The sequence below is a fragment of the Nonomuraea sp. NPDC050451 genome, from assembly GCF_044458585.1.
In genome coordinates this window covers 496,084-515,479 of sequence record NZ_JBITHZ010000001.1, presented here as the reverse complement: position 1 = coordinate 515,479, position 19,396 = coordinate 496,084, and the positions used below count along the sequence as shown (strand labels likewise).

The window sequence follows — 19,396 nt, the reverse complement described above, 5'->3', positions numbered from 1 at the left end:
GAAATACAAGTAAATGCTCGCATTTGTCAACGAGGAGACCCATGCCTGAACGCACGGTTCGCCGGCAGGCGCGCGGCCTGAAGCGCATGGCGGAGATCCTCGACGCCGCCGAGTCGGTGATCGCCGAGGTCGGATACCCGGACATGACGACGAACCACGTCGCCACGCGGGCGGGGATGTCGCCCGGGTCGCTCTACCAGTTCTTCCGCAACAAGGAGGAGATCCTCGACGGGCTGGTGTCCCGCTACACCGACGACCGGCAGGAGTTCTGGGCCGCCCGGCTGGCCGCCGTCACCCCGGAGGTGCCGCTGGAGGCCCTGGTGGGGCAGGTCGTGGACGAGAGCGTCAGGTTCAAGAGCGCGTCACCGGCGTACTGGTCGCTCCTGTACGGGTCGGCGACGGGCGACCAGCTGGCCTCGGCCTCGCAGCGGCTGCACGCCGACATCGCCCGGCAGGTCGCGGCCATGCTCCGCCGCCGCTCCCCCGGCCTGGCGGAGGAGCGCGCCGAGCTCATGGGGACGATGGCGGTGGCCATGGTGAAGGCGGTGATGCCGCTGATCACCACCGCGACGCCGGAGCGCGGGACGGAGCTGGTCGAGGAGCTGAAGCTCGCCCTGGTCCGCTATCTGCGCTGACGCGCTCAGCTCCGGAAGGGGCCGGTCACCTCGAAGGTGTGACCCTCGGTGCGGCCGCGCCGGGCCGAGAAGTAGAGCCGCTCGCCCTCCGGCGAGAACGCCAGCCCGGTCAGCTCCGCCCCGGCGTGCCCCTCCAGCCTGAGGAACGGCGTGACCGCGCGGTCGGGGGTGATGACGTCGATCTCCGTCGTCTCCCTGGCCACGTACAGGTCGCCGGAGGGGGCGGCGGTGATGGCGCGCACGCCCTCGCACAGCCGCTCCAGCGAGGAGGTCTGCGCGTCGTAGGCCCACAGGCCCGTGTCGCCCTTGGTCGTGAAGTAGCACACCCCGCCCGCGTAGTGGCAGCCGTCGCCGCCGTCGAAGTGGCGGGCGTCGTCGACCTGGTGGCGGGCCTCCGTGCGCAGGGCCGCCGGCGAGGGCACCACCTGCCAGCGGCCCGAGGAGCACAGCACCTCCAGCGTGCCCTCGGTCAGGTCGCCCCAGTCGCTCGGCCTGAACCGGTAGAAGCAGCCGTCGGGCTCGTCCTCGGTCATGTAGACGACGTGCCGCTCGGGGTCGCAGGCGGCGGCCTCGTGCTTGAAGCGGCCCATGGCCAGGCGGGGGCGGGCGGCGCGGGCGCCGTACGGGTCGCACTCGAAGACGCGGCCGCGGTGGCCCAGCTCGCACGACAACCAGCTGTGCCACGGCGTGGCGCCGCCCGCGCAGTTGAGGTCGGTGCCCGACAGGATGCGGTAGGCGTCGCCGATGGTGCCGTCGGCGCGGAAACGCAGCGCCGACGCGCCGCCGAGCAGGGGCAGCTCGGAGTTGGACACGTAGATCCAGCCGGCGCCGTCGGGGAAGCAGGCGCCGCCGTCGGGGGCCGCGTGCCAGGTCAGCCCGGCGACCTTGTGGCCCGAGCGGGCCACCACCCTGCCGGTGAAGCCTGAGGGCAGCGCGAGGCCGTCGGCGCCCGGCAGGCCGAGCGGTCCGTACGGGCTGATGCCGCCCCGCAAGAGCGGGCCCGTGCGGAGGAGAGTCTTGTGGGACATCGTGGGGCCTCCCTCTAGGTGCCACGCTAGTCGACCGCACCGACATGAATGGCAGGGACTCGCGACATCAAACTCTGCGCAAACCCCGGTCTCCCCCTACGCGATCATCCGGCCAACTCACGTCGGCGAGCCGCCGTCGGGCCCCGGCGCGCATGCCAAAGCCCGGGCTCCCGTACGGGCTCCCGGGCTTTCTGGCAGGTCAGACCTGGGCCTGGAACATCCAGTGCTGCTTGTCGATGTCCTGTGCCACCGCGATGAGCAGGTCCTGGGTGACCGGGTCGGGCTCGTCGGTGGCCCGGACGCGCTCGTGCATCCGCTTGCTGACGCCGTCCAGCAGGTCGGTGATCGTCGCCAAGACCTTGCCGTCCTCGATCCAGCCGGACTCCGGCTGCTGGAGCTTCGTGGACCTGGCGACCGTGGCGGAACGTCCGTCCGGGTTGATCCCGACGGCGACGGCGCGTTCGGCGATGGTGTCCATGTGGGACCTGGCGAGCTCGGTGAGCTCGTCGAGCTGGAGGTGGATCGGGCGGAAGTGAGGGCCGATGAGGTTCCAGTGGGCCTGCTTGGCGACCAGCGAGAGGTCGATGAGATCGACCAGGGCACCCTGCAGTGCCTCTGCGACGGTGTCCTTGGCTTGTCCCGAGAGCGGGCCGGTGATCATGGCCATGTCCTGTTCCTCCCCGTCGATCGGACTTTTCCCTATTTAGAACGACATGGCGGCGGCCATTCTTCCACGTCATTGACAGTGTAACAATGACAGTGTCATTGTGGAGGTATGAGCGACACCTGGACCATCGGCGAGCTGGCCGAGCGCGCGGCGCTGGCGCTGCGGGCCGGCTCGGACGGCGCCCCGGCCGCCAACGGCCGGGTCCGCGATGTGCCCGGCGAGCGGCTGATCAGGTGGTATACGACGATCGGGCTGGTGGACCCGCCGCTGACCAGGCGCGGCCGCATCGCCCAGTACGGCCGGCGGCACCTGCTGCAACTCGTGGCCGTGAAACGGCTGCAGGCCGCCGGGCACTCGATCGCCCAGATCCAGACGGCTCTGGCGGGCGCCACGGACCGCATGCTGGAGACCGCCGCGGGCCTGGCGCCGGTGTCCGAGGCCGCACCGAATACGGCGCCGGGGATACCGGAGACGGTGCCGGGAACGCCGTGGATGCCGGATGCGGTCTCCGGAGCGCCCCGGACGGCCCGCCCTGAGGACACTGGCGCGGCCGAGCGCAGGGCGCCTGAGCGCGGCGCCACCGAGCGGGACGCGGCCGAGCACGGAACGACGGGGGCCGGTGACGATACCACCCAGAGCGCAGCCCGTGGCGATGTGCGCGCACGGGGGGATGCGGCGCCGGGCGCGGCCGAAGCGGCGCGTCATCGGCAGGGCGGTGAGCGGGGCGATCGGGAGTCGACGCGGGGGCGGTTCTGGGCTGAGCGGCCGGGGAAGGGCAGCGTGCGGGCTCCAGAGGCGGCCGGCCAGCTGCCCGAGACGGCCGGCGCGCCCCGCAGCGGGCCGAGCGCGCCCGGTGGCGCGCCCTCGACCCTGCTGGCCGGCCCGCCCGATGCGCCGGCTTCGACGGGGCTGGCCGGTGTGCCTGAGGGCGGGCCGGGCGGTGCGCCTGAGGGCGGGCCGGAGGTCCGGGGTGGGGCGGTTGTCGTGGGGGTCAGGTTGGGGGGTGGGGTGCGGCTGGTGCTGGATGCGGGCCGGGTCCCGTCCGAGGAGGACGTTCAGGCGGTGCTGGCGGCGGCAGGGCCGTTGCTCGCGGTGCTCGAAGAGAGGAAGCTGATATGAAGATCACTTCGCTGGAGCCCGCACGGTGCCTGCCGGTGCCGGACGCCGGGTTCGGCGCGCTGCGGACCGAGCGCGGCAACCTGCCGCTCGAGAGCGTCGACGTGAACACCGACATCTCCGGCCTCATCGCCGGGGTCGAGGTGACGCAGGGGTTCAGGAATCCGTTCGACGTCACCCTGGAGGCCACGTACGTCTTCCCGCTGCCCGACCGGGCGGCCGTCACCGGCTTCAGGATGGAGGCCGACGACCGGGTGATCGAGGGCGTGCTGAAGGAGCGCGCCCAGGCCAGGGCCGACTACGACCAGGCGTTGCGCGAGGGCAGGCGGGCGGCGATCGCCGAGGAGGACCGGCCCGACGTGTTCACGATCCGGGTGGGCAACATCCTGCCCGGCGAGCGCGTCTCGGTCCGGCTGACCATGAGCCAGCCCCTGCCGTACGAGGACGGGGCGGCCACGTTCCGCTTCCCGCTGGTCGTGGCCCCGCGCTACATCCCGGGCAGCCCCATTGACGGCCCGCCCGCGGGCGACGGCGTCGCGCCCGACACCGACGCGGTGCCGGACGCGTCCAGGATCAGCCCGCCCGTCCTGCTGCCCGGCTTCCCCGACCCGGTGCGCCTCTCGTTGAGCGCGACCGTGGACGCGGCCGGGCTGGAGCTGCGCGAGCTGGCCTCCAGCCTGCACGTGGTGGAGGAGGAGGGCCACACAGTACGCCTGCGCCCCGGCGAGCGGCTCGACCGCGACTTCATCCTGCGCCTGTCGTTCGAGGCGTCCACGTCCCTGCAGCTCGACAGCCGGGGGACCTTCGCGCTCACCGTCGTGCCGCCGCCGCTCCAGTCCACGCGCACGCCGCGCGACCTGGTGCTGGTGCTCGACCGTTCCGGCAGCATGGGCGGCTGGAAGATGGTCGCCGCGAGGAGGGCCGCCGCCCGCATCGTCGACACGCTGACGGCCCAGGACAGGTTCGCGGTGCTGACGTTCGACTCGGTGGTGGAGGAGGCGTTCGAGGGCCTGGTGGAGGCGTCCGACCGCAACCGCTACCGCGCCGTCGAGCACCTGGCGCGGGTGGACGCCCGCGGCGGCACCGAGCTGCTGGAGCCGCTGCGCCGGGCCATCGCCCTGCTGGGCGGCCGGAACGAACGGGAACGCGTCGTCGTCCTGGTCACCGACGGCCAGGTGGGCAACGAGGACCAGATCCTGGAGCAGGCGGGCGGCGCCCTGTCGGCGATGCGCGTGCACACGGTCGGCATCGACCGCGCCGTGAACGCCGGCTTCCTCGGCCGCCTGGCCGGGCTCGGCGCGGGCCGGTGCGAGCTGGTCGAGTCGGAGGACCGGCTGGACGCGGCCATGGAGCAGATCCACCGCAGGATCGGCGCTCCCCTGGTGACCGACCTCTCCCTCAAGGGGCTCGAGGTCGAGCCGGACACCGTCACCCATCTCGGGTCGATCTTCCCGGGCGTGCCGCTGCGCGTGTACGGGCGCCGCCGCGAGGGCTCCTCGCTCACCGTGCGCGGCCTGGCGGCCGGAGGGCCGTGGGAGGAGCAGGTCACGGGCGTGGCGGTGGACAATCCGGCCATCCAGGCCGTGTGGGCCCGCGCGCACCTGCGGGAGCTGGAGGACCGGTACGCCATGGGCGAGCACGACCTGGAGTCACGGATCGTGCGGACGTCGCTGGAGTACGGCGTGCTGTGCCGCTTCACCGCGTACGTGGCGGTCGACACCAGGCAGGTCGCCGAGGGAGGGCCGGAGCACCGGGTCATCCAGCCGGTCGAGCCGCCGAGCGGGTGGGAGCTGCCGCAGAACCCGCCGATGATGGGCTTCACGGCGCAGGCGGCGGTGATGGCCGCCCCGCCGGCCGCCCCGCGGATGCGGCTGCCGGACCCCGGTCTCGGTCCCGCCGACGCGGCACCGGATTTCCTGACCGGTGGGCCGGCGGGGGGCGGAGGGGGGTTCGGCGGGCCGCCGGCGCCCGCCCCCTTCGCGCCACGCAGGACCGGCGGCGGTGGCGGGGCGCCGAAGTTCGCGCCGCGTCCCGCTCACCCGCTGGACTCGGTCAGGCCGCAGCTGGTGGCCGAGCTCGACCGGCTGAAGGCGCTGCCCATGGCCGATCTGCTCTACCTGGCGGACCTGGGCTCGCGGCTGGGCGCGCTGGCGGCCTACCTCGGGGGCAACGCGGAGCTGGAGACGCTGGCCCGCGAGCTGGAGGCCGCCGAGCGGCCGGGCGCCGATGCCCAGGCCCTGCACGACCGGGCGGTGGAGGTCCTCACGGCCCTCGTGGGCGGCTCCGGCCAAGGCGGGTCCGGGTCCGGCGGGTCCGGGCCTCGCCGCGGGCCCTTCTGGAAGCGCTCGTAGGCCGTGGCGTTCTCCAGGGGCTCGGCCGGGCCCCCGGAGAACGGGGCTACAGGATCGGCGTCCACTGCTTCATCAGGACGATCTCGTAGCCGTTGACCGCCGTGTACGGATCCTCCCGCAGGATGTCGCGCAGCTCGGCCTCGTCCGCCACCTCGTACACGTGCAGCGCCCCCGAATCGTCCGCCCAGGGCCCGGCGCTCACCAGCCGCCCCTGGTCCTTGAGCCGCCGCAGGTGTTCCCGGTGCGCGGGGCGCGCCGCGAGGCGGCCGGGGGCGCCGTCGAAGGCCAGTTGGAGTACGTATCTCGCCATGCCCGCACGCTAGAGGCCCCCGGTGCCGTCGCTCAGCATCGCCGGGCACCGGGCTGGTGTATATCGGGATACATGACGTACACGCTGGCCGACCTGCCGATGTTCGGCGGGCTCGACGACGGGCGGCTAGGCGGGCTCGTAGCGCTGTCGCGGCGGCGGCGCTACCCGGCCGGGCAGGTGCTGTGCACCGAGGGCGACCCGGCGGAGCACCTGATCGTGCTGCTCGACGGGCGGGTCAAGGCCGGGCGGGTGAGCGCCGAGGGCAAGGAGGTGGTGCTCGCCGTGGAGGAGGCGCCCGTGGCGTTCGACAAGACGGCGCTCCTCGTGGACGGCCCGCACCGGGCGACCCGGACGGCCATGACGGCGGTGGAGGTGGCGTACCTGCCGCGCTCGGCGGTGCTGGAGCTCGTCGCCGCCGAACCGTCCGTCGCCGCGCGGCTGCTGCGCACGCTGGCCGCCACCGTACGGGACCTCGACGAGCGGCTCACCGACGCGGCGGTGCGCGACGTGCCCTCCCGCGTGGCCACCTGGCTGGTACGGCGCTGCGCCGGCGGCCGGGTACCGCTCCACGCGGGCCAGGCGGGCCTGGGGGCCGAGATCGGCGCGACCCGGGTGAGCGTCAACCGGGCCCTGCGCGGGTTCGAGCGGCGGGGGATGATCGAGATCCGGGCCGGCGAGGTGGTCGTGCTCGACCCGCGCGCCCTCTCCCGGCTGGCGGCCCTCCCGGGCCCGGACACAGCGTCGTGATCATGAACGGCGGGTGGCGGGCAAGGGCCGGGAAATTCACGGGAAGGCGTCTGTCCGACCCGGTCGCGCTGTTCTATCGTCACTGAGCATGGCGACCTCTCGCGCCCCGCTCCGCTTCGCCGAAGCAGTGTCCGCCACCGTCTCGGAGAGCGCCAGATCCGGCTTCTTCTTCGACTACGACGGCACCATCGCCCCGATCATGCACGATCCCGGCGCGGTGTCTCCCGTGGCCGGCGCGGTGGAGCGGCTGCAGGTGCTGGCCCGGCTCGTGAGCAAGGTCGCGATCGTGTCCGCCCGCCCCGCCGCGTACCTGTGCGACCGCTTCTCCGATGCTCCCCAGCTGCGCCTGTTCGGCCTGTACGGCATGCAGACCGTCGAGGACGGCCGCGTGCGCACGGACGCCCGGGCCGAGCCGTGGGCCCCGGTCATGCGGCGCGTGGCCGAGGAGGCCGCCCGCGACCTGCCGCGCGAGATCCTGGTCGAGGACAAGGCCCTGATCGTGGCGCTGCACTACCGCTCGGCCCCGGCGCTGCGCGGCGCGGTCGAGCGGTGGTCGTCCCGCAAGGCGGCCGAGCTGGGGCTGCGGGAGCAGTACGGGCGCATGGTCGTCGAGCTCAGACCCCCCGTCGAACGCGACAAGGGCACGGTCGTCGCCCGCGAGATCGAGACGCTGACCCGCGCCTGGTACTTCGGCGACGACCTGTCCGACGGCCGGGCCTTCGACGCGCTGCGCCGCAGGGAGGAGCGGGACCCGGCCTTCATGGGCGTCCGGGTCGCGGTGGCGAACGCCGAGACGGGTGACGAGCTGGCCCGCGTGGCGGACTTCACGGTGGAGTCCCCCGAGGACACGCCGGCCCTGCTCGACCACGTGATCAGCGCCTTCCCCGGCCGGCCCCCGGTGGTGGGCGCGGGCTCACGCCCCCGGTAGGCGGCCGCGGGCCCGCTCACGTGCTCGTACCCTGGTGGGGTGACTGCACTTGTCCTGGACGGCGGCCTGTCCACCCAGCTCGAACGGCTCGGCGCCGACCTCGGCGACGAGCTCTGGTCGGCGCGGCTGCTGCTGGAGCGGCCCGAGCTGATCCGGCGCGCCCACGCCGACTACTTCGCGGCGGGCGCCGACGTGGCCACGACCGCCAGCTATCAGGCCACGATCGCGGGCTTCGTCCGGCGCGGCCTCGACGTGGCCGCGGCCGAGCGGCTGATCAGGCTGTCGGTCGAGCTGGCCGCGCAGGCACGCGACGAGGCCGGACGCGGGCTGGTGGCGGCGTCGGTCGGCCCGTACGGCGCCTTCCTGGCCAACGGCGCCGAATACACCGGCGACTACGACCTCGACGAGGACGGCCTGTTCGACTGGCACCTGCCGCGCTGGGAGATCCTCGCCTCGGCCGGGGCCGACCTGCTGGCCTGCGAGACGATCCCGTCCTACCCCGAGGCGCGGGCGCTGGCCCGGCTGCTGGCCCGCACGCCCGAGGTGAAGGCGTGGGTGAGCTTCTCGTGCCGCGACGGCGAGCGGCTCAACGACGGCACGCCGATCACCGAGGCGGCCGCGCTGTTCAGCGGAAACCCGCAGGTGGTGGCCGTCGGGGCCAACTGCACCGCGCCGCGTCACATCCCCGGGCTGATCTCGTGCCTGGCGGGCGGGCTGCCCGTGGTGGTCTACCCCAACTCGGGCGAGACCTGGGACGCCGGGCACCGCCGGTGGCTGGGGCTGGCCGACCCGGTGGAGTTCGGGCAGGCGGCCAAGGAGTGGCAGCTGGCTGGCGCGTCGCTGATCGGCGGGTGCTGCCGTACGACGCCCGAGCACATCGCGCAGATCCGCGCCCACCTCTCCTGAAAACAGCGGGACCCCGCGCACGCGCGGGGTCCCGGAGAAGCAGCTGTCAGGCGAGCGCCGACTCGGGGCTGCGGCGGCGGGCCAGGACGTTGTCCAGGGCGAGCGCGCCCCCGCCCGTGAAGCCGACGGCCAGGCTGGCCGCGGCCAGCGCCAGGACGAACTCGTAGCCGCCCTCGCCGGCGCTGAACCCGCTCGCGCCGTGCACGAACACGATGGCGCCGACCATGTCGAGGGCCAGCAACGTGCCGGCGATCGGCAGCGCGGCGCCCAGGATCAGCGCGAGCCCGCCGGCCACCTCCAGCACGGCGACGGCGGGCGCGGCCACGGAGGCCAGCGGGATGCCCACGGACTCGAAGAACTTGGTCGTGCCCGCGATGCCCATGGTCGCGAACTTCTGGTAGCCGTGCACGAGGAAGATCACGCCGATGGCGATCCTCGCGAGCAGCAGGACGACGGGGCGCGCCTGGCCGATCATGCGATCTCCTTAGGGTCGTTCAGATTTGAACAACAACCCTAGCATCGATTGTTCAAATCTGAACGACAGTAGACTGAACCGGTGACGGACCCCCGATGGCTTGACGCGACGGAGATGGCGGCTTGGCGCGCCTTCCTGTCCACCGCCCACCTGCTCGAACGGCGGATCGAGGAGCAGCTCAAGGCCGCGGCCGGGCTGACTCATCCGCAGTACGAAATCCTGGCGCGGCTGTCGGACGCCCCGGGCCATCAGATGCGCATGACCGAGCTGGCCAAGGGGGTCGTGGTGTCGAAGAGCGCGCTGACGTACCAGATCACCCAGCTCGTGAAGGCGGGCCTGGTGGAACGCGCCACCTGCCCGGGCGACGAGCGAGGGGTGCTGGCGGTGCTCACCGACGCGGGCGTGCGCTGCCTGGAACGGGTGGCGCCGGGTCACCTGGAGGTCGTGCGCGCGTACCTGATCGACCGGCTGAGCCGCGCGGAGCTGCACACGATGACCACGGCCATGCAGAAGACCGAGGCCGTCTTACGCGCCTCCGGGTGAGCTCACCCCTTGGCGGCGGCGGCGCGCGCGGCGCGCTCCATCTCGACCTTGGCGCTCGCGGCGTACTTGTCGACGTATTCCTGCCCGGACAGCTCCATCAGGGCGTACATGATCTCGTCGGTCACGGCGCGCAGCACCAGCCGGTCGTCCTCCATCCCGTAGTAGCGGGAGAAGTCGAGCGGCTTGCCGAACTTGACGCCCGGCCGGATCCCGAACTTGGGCAGCGGCCGCCCCGGCGGCATCATCTCGTACGTGTTGATCACGGCCCACGGGATCACCGGCGCCCGCGACTCCAGGGCGAGCCTGGCCACGCCGGTCTTGCCCTTGTAGAGGCGGCCGTCGGGCGAGCGGGTGCCCTCGGGATAGATGCCGAGGATGTGGCCCTCGCGCAGGATGCGCAGGCCGGTGCGCAGCGCCGCCTCGCTCGCCTTGCCGCCGGAGCGGTCGATCGGCACGGTGCCGACGCCGCTGAAGAACAGCCGGGTGAAGAAGCCCTTGATGCCGCGCCCGGTGAAGTAGTCGGCCTTGCCCAGCGAGATGACCTTGCGGCGGATCTGCAGCGGGCCGAAGAAGTGGTCGGCGAACGACAGGTGGTTGCCGGCCAGGATCGCGGGCCCCTGTTTGGGCACATTTTCCGCGCCCTCCGTCCACGGCCGGAAGACGGCGAGGAGGAACGGACCCAAGATGGCCTTGACCACCCAGTAGAACACTCCGGCACCTCTTCTCGAGCACGTAACGTGTGAGCAGAGTCATCTTCCCACCTTGAACACGATGCTCCTACATCAGCTCTCGCACAAACACCCCGGAACGTGCGACGATCGGGCCGTTCCCGGAGGAATCTGCCCGGAATGAAACTGCATGGAGGAGCTGTTATGCCGCTCATGCCAGGCGCGGAGCCCTACCACCATCGAGCAGGCCAGATCGGTGTGCTGCTCTGCCATGGGTTCACCGGCACGCCGCAGTCGCTGCGCCCATGGGGGGAGTTCCTGGCCGCGCACGGGGTGAGCGTCTCACTGCCCCGGCAGCCGGGGCACGGCACCACATGGCAGGAGATGAACAGGACGCGCTGGGAGGACTGGTACGCCGAGGTGGAGAAGGCGTTCGCGGACCTCCAGGGGCGCTGCCCGGACGTGTTCGTGGCGGGGCTGTCGCTGGGCGGCTGCCTGGCGCTGCGACTCGCCGAGGTGCACGGTCCGGCGATCGCCGGCGTGATCGCGGTCAACCCGTCGATCGCGAACGACGTGCCGCTGCTCAAGCTCGCTCCGCTGCTCAAGTGGTTCGTGCCGTCGGTGCCAGGCGTCGCCAACGACGTCAAGAAACCCGGCGTGACCGAGCTGGCCTACGCCCGCACCCCGGTGAAGGCGGCCGCGTCGCTGCCCGCGCTGTGGTCGCTGGTGCAGGCCGACCTGGCTAAAGTGACGCAACCACTGCTGGTCTTCCACAGCACGGAGGACCACGTGGTCAAGCCGACGAGTGTGGCGATCATCCGTGAGAAGGTCCCACAGGCCACGATCGAGGAGCTAAGCGATAGCTACCATGTTGCGACGCTTGACAACGATGCCGACAGGATCTTTGCCGGTAGCCTCGACTTCATCCGGACACATGCCTCGGTACCCTTGCAGAGGGACTGATCGCACCCAGGGGGAAGTCGCGATCGCTGTGGAGAGGTCCATCTAGGTGACGCCCCAGAGTGACGAGGACGAGGTCTGGCGGCAGATCGTCGCGTCCTTCAACGACACCGCCGAGCGCGACTCGGCCGACCAGCCATGGCCGGACAGCGAGAACGTCCCCGCCGAGCCCACCCGCCGAGTGGTGAAACCCTCGGAGGAGCCCGAGCCCGACGAGGACCCGTACAAGGACCCGTACAAGGACTCCGCGGACGACGAGGAGGAGGACGAGGGGCACTTCGAGCCGCCCGCGCCGCCTCCGCTGCCCAAGCTCGACCTGCCCACCAAGCTGGCGTGGGTGGCGCTGTTCGGCGGCCCCGCCTATCTCCTGGTGGCCGCGATGGCGAGCTGGCACATGGAGGGCTGGGCGCTGTTCACCGCCGTGGCGGCGTTCATCGGCGGGTTCGTGGCGCTGGTGGTGCGCATGGGCGACGGCCCGCCCAACGACTCCGGCTGGGACGACGGCGCCGTGCTGTAGCGGCCCGCCGCTAGGACTTCGCGGTGGTGGTCTTGGGCGCGAACGACTCGACCACGTCGGTGTAGCGGTCGCGGGTGTCGACCGCGTGCCCGACCGCCCACACCGTGCCCTTGCCCGCCAGGTAGGCCACCGCCTGGAGGCGCACGCTGCTGCGGCCCTGCTTGGCCCCGCCGCGGATGGTCGCGCACTCGTCCTTCTCGCAGCGCAGCATGAACGGCTCGGCGGCCCGCGCCGGGTCGTAGCCGGTGATCCAGTAGCGGCCCTTGCCGTCGCCGGTCACGCCATAGAGCCGGGCGTCGGAGACGGGCACCGGCTGCTCGCTCCAGTGCTTGCCGTTCCAGGTGAGGACGAGCGGCGAGACGTCGCCGGGCCCGCGGTAGACGCCGCCGACGGCCACCGCCCGCTTGGTGCTGTCGACCTGCACGTCACGCAGGTAGCCGCCGGGGATGGAGGGCACCGGCATGGACTTCCACGAGCCGCCCGAGTAGTGCACGATCAGCGGCGCGGAGCCGGTGTCGCCGACGGCGAACCCGCCGGCCACCGCGTAGAGCGCGCCCTTCTCCTTGGTCTGCTGCACGGTCCAGGAGTTGCCCTGGCCGGTGAGGATGAGGCCCTGCTTGTCGCGGCTGCCGACCGCCACGACCCGCCCCGGTTTGGCGTCCACGCCGCCCAGCCAGTCTCCCGCCCGCAGGCCCTGCGGCCTGACCCGGTCGAACCCGCTGACGTCGCCGTGGGCCAGGTACGGCAGCCCGTCGTGCCCGTCGCCGACCGCCCACACGTCGGACGGCGCGGCGACGGCCAGCCCGCGCAGATTGCCCGCGGCGGTGGCGTCGCGGATGGAGACCTCGGACCAGCCGCTGCCGTTCCAGTGGCGGATGGTGCCGCGGTTCTTCCAGACGTCCCAGATCTCCTGCTGGCCGACCGCCCACACGTCGTTGGAGGAGACGGCCAGCACGTCGGACAATGAACCGTCGGCCGCCAGGCGCACGCTTGTCGACTGCTGCCACGCCTCCATGGTGGCGGGGCGGCGGGGTTCGGCATGCGCGGCGGGCGTGACCTGCGTCAAGGCCACGGACGTCGCCAAGATCAAGGAGAGCGCACGCCGCTGATAGCGACGGGTCATGAGCAAATGCTACGGGCTGGGAGGCCGGTCTTGCCCGTTAGTGCCCAACTCGCAACTCTGCGACAACAGGCAGATGGTCGCTGGCCCCGGCCAGATCGGCGATCGGGGCGTCCACTCCCCCGCACGACACGACACGCGCCTCGCGCGCCGCGAACACGCCGTCGATGCGTACGGAGGGCCGGGCTGCGGTGAACGTCAGGCCGTCGCCCTTGGGCGCCACGGCGTGGCAGTCGGCCAGCCGTCCGGCGAGGTAGCGCCAGGCGGGCTGGTGCGCCTGCTCGTTGATGTCGCCGCCGAGCACGATCGTGGCGCCGAAACGGGTGGCCGCGCGCTCCATCAGCGACACGGCCTCGGCGGCGTGGTGCACCCTGGCCGGGCCGTTGAGGTCGAGATGGAGCGAGCCGACGGCCAGGCGGGCCCCGTCGATCTCCACCACGGCCAGGGCGAGCACGCGCCGTTCCAGCCCGAGGAAGGCCCGCAGACGGCGGCTCTCGGCGTGCAGCACGGCGGCGCGCGGGCCGATCAGCACGCCCACGCCGCCGATCCGGCCGGGGGTGGCCACACGCAGGCCCGCGGCGGCGGCCAGTGCCCCGCGCCTGGCCCGCCAGCGGACGAACCTGGGCGCCTCCTGCACGCACAGCACGTCGGCGCGCATGGCGGCGATGACCCTGGTCAACGCGGGCACGCTGTCGCGCAGCCCGCGTACGTTGTACGTGCCGACCCTGATCGTCAGCGCTGCCTGGCCAGGTCGGCTGCGCCCACCACCCCCGCGGAGGCGCCCAGCTCGGCCAGGCGGATCTCGGCGAGCGGCCGGTGCCCGCGGCCGGTGAGCTTCTCGGCGAAGGTCCGGCGGGCCCGGTCGATGAACAGGTCGGCGGCCCGCGAGACGCCGCCGCCCACGATGAAGCAGCCGGGGTCGAGGACGGAGGCCAGGTCGGCCATGCCCTGGCCCAGCCAGTCGGCCAGGCTGGCGAACGCGGCCAGCGAGGCCTCGTCGCCCAGCCGGGCCGCCTCGGTGATCTCCTCGCCCTCGATCTTGCCGCCGGCCAGGCCGAGCAGGATCTTCGCCTGCTCCGGGTGGGCGTCGGCGATCTCCCTGGCGTCCTTGACGAGGGCCTGGCCGCTGGCGTACTGCTCCCAGCAGCCGATGTTGCCGCAGCCGCACTGGCGCCCGCCGGGGAGCACCTGCATGTGGCCGAACTCGGCGCCCATGCCCCACCGGCCGCGGTAGAGGGAGCCGTCGACGACCAGGCCGCCGCCGATGCCGGTGCCGAGCGTGATGCAGACCACGAAGGACTGGCCCCGCCCGGCGCCGAAGCGGCTCTCGCCCCACGCCATGGCGTTGGCGTCGTTCTCGATCACGACCGGCAGGCCGACGAGGCCGCTGATCTTCTTCTGCAACGGCTCCTCGCGCCAGGCGAGGTTGGGGGCGAAGCGCACCATCGAGCGGGTCTCGTCGACGAATCCCGCCGCGCCGACCCCGACGGCCTCGATCTGCCTGCCCGCGCTCAGCTCGCGAACGACATCGGCCACCGTCTCGGCCACCAGGTCGGGGCGGTCGGCGGCGGTGGGCCTGAGTGTGTGTTCGACGATCACGCCCTTGTCGTCGACCACACCGGCGGCCACCTTGGTCCCGCCGATATCGACACCGATCGTGAGCATTGCCCCTTTTCTCCCTATCCGAGATCTATGTGTTCCACGTTGCCGCCGCTGTCACGGCGGTCCGGCGTGTCCTCGCGCGGCCCGCGGGGGGCGGGCCTGCTCAGCGCGTCGAGCGCGCCGCGGAACGCGGCGAACAGCTCTCCGCCCGCGGCCATCAGGTGCCCCGTCACGTCGGCGCCCGACTCGCGCTGCGCCGCGATGGCCCTGCACCAAGGGCAGGCGCGGCAGATGTACTCGTCGTGGGGCTCGGACACCGCCTCTTCCCACACGTCGCGCTCCCTGCGGGCACTTCCGCCGGTGAACGAGTTGAACACGCTCCTGCCGACCTGGCGGGTGGCCCGCCCCTGGATCGAGTCGAACAGCTTGCGCGCCTCGTCGGCGACGGTCCCGATCGGGTCCCTGTCGTTGCCTGTGTTGCTTTCGGTCATCTCGCCCTCCCTGCGAATGGGTCGCTCATCCTCCTCAACTCATCAGGTCGCGGATTCGCTCCCCGGGCTGAAACCTACCCGCAGCACGCCGTCGCGGAGCGCGGCCCCGGTGATCTTCCTGCGGGCCAGGGCCGCGGGCAGCGCCAGGATCCTGCGGTACGGCCCGGCCGTGACGATCAGCTCGTCGCCCTTGCGGGCCAGATCGACGTCGGCGCGGTCGGCGCCGGGCAGGGCGAGGACCAGCTCGTCGGCGTTCATCCGCAGCGGCGGCTCGACGGCGTGGGCGGCGAACGGGTCGGACTCGGCGTACATCGCCTCGCCCACCTCGGCCAGCGCGTCCTTGCCGACGGGCTCGGCGGGCAGGTAGGGGATGACGTGGATGGGCAGCGGCGCGAACGACTGCTCCGCCTCGGCCAGCAGTCTGGACTGCGCCGCCGCCCACTGGGCGCGCCACTCGTCGGCGCCGCCGGAGGGGAAGACGCGGTTGGCGATGACGGCGTCGACGCGGTAGCCGTACAGGTTGAGCGAGGTGAGGGTGCGCCTGGCCTCGGCGAGCACCACGGACTCGGGCGTGAGCACGAGCCGCACGGAGGCGTGCTCGCCGGTGAGCAGCTCGCGCACCTCCATGAGGCCGCGGTGCAGGCGCTCGCCCGCGCTCATGACCTCCTCGCCGGGCGCGCTGACGTGGGCGACGCTGCGCACGAACGGCGAGACGAGCCTGACGAGCCTGCGCCCGACCGGCATGAGCTTGCTGACGTGCCAGTCGAGCGCCTCGGGCAGGGCCAGCAACCGCAGCGTCTCGGCGGTGGGCGCGCAGTCGACGACGATCACGTCCCAGCGGCCCTCGCGGGCGTGCTCGCGCAGCTCGAGCAGGGCGATGACCTCCTCGGCGCCGGGCAGGACGGTGATCTCCTCGGAGGTGATCTCGTCGAGGCCCAGCTCGCTCAGCACGCCCCTGGCGTACTGCTGCAGCTCGCCCCAGTGGCGCTCCAGCGACTTCTGCGTGTCCACCTGGTGGAGATGCAGCCCCGGCGCGATCTCGCCGGGCTCGACGTCGAGCGCGTCGGCCAGCGAGTGGGCGGTGTCGGTCGAGACGATCAGCGTCTTGAGCCCGCGCCTGGCGGCGAGCGTGGCCGTCGCGGCGGCGGCCGTCGTCTTGCCGACGCCGCCCTTACCGGTGAAGAGCAGGACCCTCGGGCTCAACTCAGCTGCCTTCGACGCGCTTCTTGAGGCCCTTGAGCGCGGTGTCCACGATCACCTTCTCGGCCTTGCGCTTGATCATGCCGATCATGGGCACGCTCAGATCGACCGTGAGCTCGTACGTCACGTCCGTGCCCCTGCCCGTGTCGGCGAGCCGGTAACTCCCCCGGAGGTCGGAGACCATCTTGCCCGGCTCGACCACCTGCCAGCTCACGTGGTCGTCCTGCCAGGTGTAGCCGAGGGTGTAGGTGTCACTGATCATCCCTGCGTCGAGGACGAAGCGCACCGTCTCCGGCCTGCCCTGTCCGTCGGTGGTGAGGACCTCGGCGCTCTTGACCTGCCCGGCCCAGTCGGGATACGAGGGGAAGTCGGCGATGACCGCCATGACCTCGGGCCGGCCGGCGCTGATGGTGGTGCTCGAAGTGGTGCGATCAGCCATGCGACCACCGTAATGCAGAATCCCCTCGTTGCGGTGGATCGCCCGGCGCGGCCCACCGCAGGCCGGGTCACCATTCGAGGACGAAAGGCACGCCCTTTCCACGGAAGTGGCCCACGTTCACGCATTCGGTGCGCCCGATGCGGGTGCGCGCGTAGAGCGGGTTGTGCACGTGGCCGAAGAGCGCGTAGCGCGGCTGGGTCCGCTCGATGGCCGCCAGGGTGGCCTCGCTGCCGCGCTCGAACCGCCTGGCCACCACGTCGTAGAGCAGCTCGGGCACGGCCGGCGGGATGTGGCAGCACAGCACGTCCACCTCCCCGACCGCCTCGACCTTGGCCGCGTACTCCTCGTCGCTGATCTCGTACGGCGTGCGGTAGGGGGTCTGGAGCCCCCCGCCCACGAACCCGAACCGCAGCCCGCCGATCTCCGCCACCTGCCCGTCGAGCACCTGGAGGCCGGGCCTGAGGTAGTCGGCCCACAGGCGCGGCAGGTCGACGTTGCCGTAGGTGAGGTAGGCCGGGGTGGGCATGGCGGCGAAGAGGGTCTCGTACTGGGAGCGCACGTGGCGTTCGATGTGCTCGCGCGGGTCGCCGTCGAGCGTCGCCCACAGGCGCGCGGACATGGCCCTGGCCTCGTCGAAGCGCTTGGCCGTGCGCAGCGCGATGAACTCGGCGGCCCGCTCGGCGCCGAACAGGTCGGCGAAGATGCCCTGCGCGTGGTCGTCGTAGTCGACGAAAAGGATCAGGTCGCCCAGGCAGACCAGCGCGTCCGCCCCGTCGCCCGCCCTGGCCAGCGCGTCGGCCCTGCCATGGACATCGCTGACGACATGGACCCTCATGGGCAAATCCTACTGAGGGCGGCTGCTAGCGTGAGCTGTGACACTACCCGTCCGTAACTTGACGCGGTAACGTCCAGGCGCGGTCCCCGAAGAGGAGTTTGATCCGTTGCGCGAGTACAGCGTTCCCGTCCTGGTCGATGTGCCTGCCTCCGCCGGCCTGTCCGACACCGTGTTCAAGCGGGCCGAGCAGGAGCCGGGCGCCGTGATCATGCGCCGCAGGACGGACGCCGGCTGGCCCGTGGTCACCGCTTCCGAGTTTCGCGACCAGGTGGTCGAGGTGGCCAAGGGGCTGATCGCGGCGGGGATCTCGCAAGGCGACCGGGTCGCGCTGATGTCGCGTACCCGCTACGAGTGGACGCTGGTCGACTACGCCATCTGGACGGTCGGGGCGGTCACCGTGCCGATCTACGAGACGTCCTCGGTCGAGCAGGTCAGGTGGATCCTGACCGACAGCGAGGCGAAGGCGGTGTTCGTCGAGCTGGACGAGCACGAGGAGACCGTCAGGGAGGCCGCGCCCGAGCTGAAGCCGGTCTGGCGGGTCGACGACGCCCTGGACACCGGCGACGTCTCCGACGCCGACGTGGACGAGCGGCGCGGGCGGGTGGGCATCGCCGACCTGGCCACCGTCGTCTACACCTCGGGCACCACCGGGCGGCCCAAGGGCTGCCGCATCACCCACGACAACCTGCTCTTCACCGCCCGCAACGTGCTGCGCGGGCCGCTGGAGCCGCTGTTCGCCACCAAGGACCCGGCGGCCCTGCTGTTCCTGCCGCTGGCGCACATCCTCGCCCGGATCATCCAGGTGGTGCTGATCGAGGCGGGCGCGGTCATCGCGCACACCCCCAACATGAAGAACGTCGCCCCCGACCTGCAGGACTTCAAGCCCACGTTCCTGCTGGGCGTGCCCCGCGTGTTCGAGAAGGTCTACAACGGCGCCGAGCAGAAGGCCATCTCGGGCGGCAAGGGCAAGATCTTCGCCCGCGCCGTGGACGTGGCGACGGCCTCGAGCCGCGCCTCCGCCGCCGGCGCGCCGCTCGGGCTCCGGCTGAAGCACCTGCTGTTCGACCGGCTGGTGTACGCCAAGCTCCGCGCGGCCACGGGCGGCCGCCTGTCGGCCGCGGTCTCCGGCGGCGGCGCGCTGGGCGAGCGGCTCGGCCACTTCTTCAGGGGCGTCGGCATCGAGGTCTTCGAGGGGTACGGCCTGACGGAGACCACGGGGCCGTGCACGGTCAACATGCCGTTCGGCAACAAGATCGGCACCGTCGGCAAGCCGCTGCCCGGCGTGAGCCTGCGCATCGCCGACGACGGGGAGATCCTGGCCAAGGGCCGGAACGTCTCCCCGGGCTACTGGAAGAACGACGAGGCCACCGCCGAGGTGATCGACGCCGAGGGCTGGTTCCACACGGGCGACATCGGCGAGCTGGACGCCGACGGCTACCTGCGGATCACGGGTCGCAAGAAGGAGATCCTGGTGACGGCGGCGGGCAAGAACGTCGCCCCCGGGCCGCTCGAGGACGCGCTGCGCGCCCACCCGCTGATCTCCCAGGCGATGATCGTCGGCGACGGCCGCCCCTTCGTCGCCGCCCTGATCACCCTCGACCCCGAGGCGCTGCCCGACGGGGCCTCCGCGGCCGCGCTGCGCACGGACCCGGCGGTGCTGGCGCAGATCCAGGAGGCGGTGGACCGGGCCAACCTGCTGGTGTCGAAGGCCGAGCAGGTCAAGAAGTTCACGATCCTGGACCGGGACATCACCGAGGAGAGCGGGCACCTGACGCCCACGCTCAAGGTCAAGCGCAACCTCATCATGCGCGACTTCGCCAAGGAGATCGACGGGCTCTACGACGGGAAGCACTAAGGG

The 19,396-nt window shown here is 72.2% G+C and carries 22 protein-coding genes; 10 read left to right on the top strand and 12 right to left on the bottom strand.

The window, feature by feature from the left end:
* Positions 1–41 precede the first annotated feature (41 nt).
* Positions 42–635, top strand: a complete 594-nt coding sequence (locus ACIBI9_RS02275) for a TetR/AcrR family transcriptional regulator (protein WP_397220106.1) — start codon at positions 42–44, stop codon at positions 633–635.
* A gap of 5 nt (positions 636–640) precedes the next feature.
* On the opposite strand, the gene ACIBI9_RS02270 is transcribed toward ACIBI9_RS02275, so the two are convergent.
* Both ACIBI9_RS02270 and ACIBI9_RS02265 read right to left on the bottom strand, forming a co-directional pair.
* Positions 641–1,663 (bottom strand): alkaline phosphatase PhoX, encoded by a 1,023-nt coding sequence (locus ACIBI9_RS02270; protein ID WP_397220105.1) that lies wholly within the window; start codon positions 1,661–1,663, stop codon positions 641–643.
* A gap of 199 nt (positions 1,664–1,862) precedes the next feature.
* Entirely contained in the window at positions 1,863–2,330 is a 468-nt protein-coding gene (locus ACIBI9_RS02265) for a Dps family protein (RefSeq protein WP_397220104.1), read from the bottom strand.
* A gap of 108 nt (positions 2,331–2,438) precedes the next feature.
* Between ACIBI9_RS02265 and ACIBI9_RS02260 the strand changes: the two genes are divergently transcribed.
* Positions 2,439–3,449 carry a MerR family transcriptional regulator gene (locus ACIBI9_RS02260; RefSeq protein ID WP_397220103.1) on the top strand — a complete coding sequence of 337 codons (1,011 nt, stop codon included), beginning with the start codon at positions 2,439–2,441 and terminating at the stop codon, positions 3,447–3,449.
* On the top strand, positions 3,446–5,797 hold the full coding sequence (locus ACIBI9_RS02255; protein WP_397220102.1) for a VIT domain-containing protein: 2,352 nt from the start codon (positions 3,446–3,448) through the stop codon (positions 5,795–5,797). Before ACIBI9_RS02260 ends, ACIBI9_RS02255 begins: the two co-directional genes overlap by 4 nt.
* A 46-nt stretch (positions 5,798–5,843) precedes the next feature.
* On the opposite strand, the gene ACIBI9_RS02250 is transcribed toward ACIBI9_RS02255, so the two are convergent.
* Entirely contained in the window at positions 5,844–6,107 is a 264-nt protein-coding gene (locus tag ACIBI9_RS02250; protein WP_397220101.1) for a YciI family protein, read from the bottom strand.
* A gap of 72 nt (positions 6,108–6,179) precedes the next feature.
* On the opposite strand from ACIBI9_RS02250, the gene ACIBI9_RS02245 reads away from it, so the two are divergent.
* The 3 genes from ACIBI9_RS02245 to mmuM all read left to right on the top strand — a co-directional run bounded on the left by ACIBI9_RS02245 (position 6,180) and on the right by mmuM (position 8,688).
* The gene (locus ACIBI9_RS02245; protein ID WP_397220100.1) at positions 6,180–6,854 is read left to right on the top strand and encodes a Crp/Fnr family transcriptional regulator; all 675 of its coding nucleotides are present in this window, start codon (positions 6,180–6,182) and stop codon (positions 6,852–6,854) included.
* Positions 6,855–6,942: 88 nt separating this feature from the next.
* Positions 6,943–7,782 (top strand): trehalose-phosphatase, encoded by an 840-nt coding sequence (otsB, locus tag ACIBI9_RS02240; RefSeq protein WP_397220099.1) that lies wholly within the window; start codon positions 6,943–6,945, stop codon positions 7,780–7,782.
* Between the two features lie 39 nt (positions 7,783–7,821).
* A complete protein-coding gene (gene mmuM, locus ACIBI9_RS02235) occupies positions 7,822–8,688 on the top strand; it encodes a homocysteine S-methyltransferase (RefSeq protein WP_397220098.1) in 867 nt (288 codons plus the stop codon).
* 46 nt (positions 8,689–8,734) lie between these two features.
* On the opposite strand, the gene ACIBI9_RS02230 is transcribed toward mmuM, so the two are convergent.
* A complete protein-coding gene (locus tag ACIBI9_RS02230) occupies positions 8,735–9,163 on the bottom strand; it encodes a DoxX family protein (protein ID WP_397220097.1) in 429 nt (142 codons plus the stop codon).
* Between the two features lie 81 nt (positions 9,164–9,244).
* Between ACIBI9_RS02230 and ACIBI9_RS02225 the strand changes: the two genes are divergently transcribed.
* Entirely contained in the window at positions 9,245–9,706 is a 462-nt protein-coding gene (locus tag ACIBI9_RS02225; RefSeq protein ID WP_397220096.1) for a MarR family winged helix-turn-helix transcriptional regulator, read from the top strand.
* Between the two features lie 2 nt (positions 9,707–9,708).
* On the opposite strand, the gene ACIBI9_RS02220 is transcribed toward ACIBI9_RS02225, so the two are convergent.
* A complete protein-coding gene (locus ACIBI9_RS02220; RefSeq protein ID WP_397220095.1) occupies positions 9,709–10,416 on the bottom strand; it encodes a lysophospholipid acyltransferase family protein in 708 nt (235 codons plus the stop codon).
* 162 nt (positions 10,417–10,578) lie between these two features.
* On the opposite strand from ACIBI9_RS02220, the gene ACIBI9_RS02215 reads away from it, so the two are divergent.
* Together ACIBI9_RS02215 and ACIBI9_RS02210 are read left to right on the top strand one after the other, a co-directional pair.
* Entirely contained in the window at positions 10,579–11,337 is a 759-nt protein-coding gene (locus tag ACIBI9_RS02215; RefSeq protein ID WP_397220094.1) for an alpha/beta hydrolase, read from the top strand.
* Between the two features lie 46 nt (positions 11,338–11,383).
* Complete coding sequence (locus tag ACIBI9_RS02210; protein ID WP_397220093.1) at positions 11,384–11,851, top strand: hypothetical protein; 468 nt, start codon at positions 11,384–11,386, stop codon at positions 11,849–11,851.
* 10 nt (positions 11,852–11,861) lie between these two features.
* Here ACIBI9_RS02210 and ACIBI9_RS02205 read toward each other — a convergent pair whose 3' ends face one another.
* The 7 genes from ACIBI9_RS02205 to ACIBI9_RS02175 all read right to left on the bottom strand — a co-directional run bounded on the left by ACIBI9_RS02205 (position 11,862) and on the right by ACIBI9_RS02175 (position 17,538).
* Positions 11,862–12,974 (bottom strand): hypothetical protein, encoded by a 1,113-nt coding sequence (locus ACIBI9_RS02205; RefSeq protein WP_397220092.1) that lies wholly within the window; start codon positions 12,972–12,974, stop codon positions 11,862–11,864.
* Positions 12,975–13,011: 37 nt separating this feature from the next.
* Positions 13,012–13,659: an endonuclease/exonuclease/phosphatase family protein gene (locus tag ACIBI9_RS02200; RefSeq protein WP_397220091.1), complete on the bottom strand. Its 648-nt coding sequence runs from the start codon at positions 13,657–13,659 to the stop codon at positions 13,012–13,014.
* Between the two features lie 44 nt (positions 13,660–13,703).
* On the bottom strand, positions 13,704–14,636 hold the full coding sequence (locus ACIBI9_RS02195; RefSeq protein WP_397220090.1) for an ROK family glucokinase: 933 nt from the start codon (positions 14,634–14,636) through the stop codon (positions 13,704–13,706).
* 14 nt (positions 14,637–14,650) lie between these two features.
* Positions 14,651–15,064 carry a DUF5304 family protein gene (locus ACIBI9_RS02190; protein ID WP_397220089.1) on the bottom strand — a complete coding sequence of 138 codons (414 nt, stop codon included), beginning with the start codon at positions 15,062–15,064 and terminating at the stop codon, positions 14,651–14,653.
* Positions 15,065–15,106: 42 nt separating this feature from the next.
* Complete coding sequence (locus ACIBI9_RS02185; RefSeq protein WP_397220088.1) at positions 15,107–16,267, bottom strand: ArsA family ATPase; 1,161 nt, start codon at positions 16,265–16,267, stop codon at positions 15,107–15,109.
* A gap of 1 nt (position 16,268) precedes the next feature.
* Positions 16,269–16,703, bottom strand: a complete 435-nt coding sequence (locus tag ACIBI9_RS02180) for an SRPBCC family protein (protein WP_397220087.1) — start codon at positions 16,701–16,703, stop codon at positions 16,269–16,271.
* 67 nt (positions 16,704–16,770) lie between these two features.
* On the bottom strand, positions 16,771–17,538 hold the full coding sequence (locus tag ACIBI9_RS02175) for a metallophosphoesterase (protein WP_397220086.1): 768 nt from the start codon (positions 17,536–17,538) through the stop codon (positions 16,771–16,773).
* 106 nt (positions 17,539–17,644) lie between these two features.
* Between ACIBI9_RS02175 and ACIBI9_RS02170 the strand changes: the two genes are divergently transcribed.
* Positions 17,645–19,393, top strand: a complete 1,749-nt coding sequence (locus ACIBI9_RS02170) for an AMP-dependent synthetase/ligase (protein ID WP_397220085.1) — start codon at positions 17,645–17,647, stop codon at positions 19,391–19,393.
* The last annotated feature ends 3 nt before the right edge of the window (positions 19,394–19,396 follow it).

Bases quoted from the DNA above. Each gene is read 5' to 3' on its own strand.
- ACIBI9_RS02275 (WP_397220106.1), top strand. From the start codon at position 42: ATGCCTGAACGCACGGTTCGCCGGCAGGCGCGCGGCCTGAAGCGCATG.
- ACIBI9_RS02270 (WP_397220105.1), bottom strand. From the start codon at position 1,663: ATGTCCCACAAGACTCTCCTCCGCACGGGCCCGCTCTTGCGGGGCGGC.
- ACIBI9_RS02265 (WP_397220104.1), bottom strand. From the start codon at position 2,330: ATGGCCATGATCACCGGCCCGCTCTCGGGACAAGCCAAGGACACCGTC.
- ACIBI9_RS02260 (WP_397220103.1), top strand. From the start codon at position 2,439: ATGAGCGACACCTGGACCATCGGCGAGCTGGCCGAGCGCGCGGCGCTG.
- ACIBI9_RS02255 (WP_397220102.1), top strand. From the start codon at position 3,446: ATGAAGATCACTTCGCTGGAGCCCGCACGGTGCCTGCCGGTGCCGGAC.
- ACIBI9_RS02250 (WP_397220101.1), bottom strand. From the start codon at position 6,107: ATGGCGAGATACGTACTCCAACTGGCCTTCGACGGCGCCCCCGGCCGC.
- ACIBI9_RS02245 (WP_397220100.1), top strand. From the start codon at position 6,180: ATGACGTACACGCTGGCCGACCTGCCGATGTTCGGCGGGCTCGACGAC.
- otsB (WP_397220099.1), top strand. From the start codon at position 6,943: ATGGCGACCTCTCGCGCCCCGCTCCGCTTCGCCGAAGCAGTGTCCGCC.
- ACIBI9_RS02230 (WP_397220097.1), bottom strand. From the start codon at position 9,163: ATGATCGGCCAGGCGCGCCCCGTCGTCCTGCTGCTCGCGAGGATCGCC.
- ACIBI9_RS02215 (WP_397220094.1), top strand. From the start codon at position 10,579: ATGCCGCTCATGCCAGGCGCGGAGCCCTACCACCATCGAGCAGGCCAG.
- ACIBI9_RS02205 (WP_397220092.1), bottom strand. From the start codon at position 12,974: ATGACCCGTCGCTATCAGCGGCGTGCGCTCTCCTTGATCTTGGCGACG.
- ACIBI9_RS02195 (WP_397220090.1), bottom strand. From the start codon at position 14,636: ATGCTCACGATCGGTGTCGATATCGGCGGGACCAAGGTGGCCGCCGGT.
- ACIBI9_RS02190 (WP_397220089.1), bottom strand. From the start codon at position 15,064: ATGACCGAAAGCAACACAGGCAACGACAGGGACCCGATCGGGACCGTC.
- ACIBI9_RS02180 (WP_397220087.1), bottom strand. From the start codon at position 16,703: ATGGCTGATCGCACCACTTCGAGCACCACCATCAGCGCCGGCCGGCCC.
- ACIBI9_RS02175 (WP_397220086.1), bottom strand. From the start codon at position 17,538: ATGAGGGTCCATGTCGTCAGCGATGTCCATGGCAGGGCCGACGCGCTG.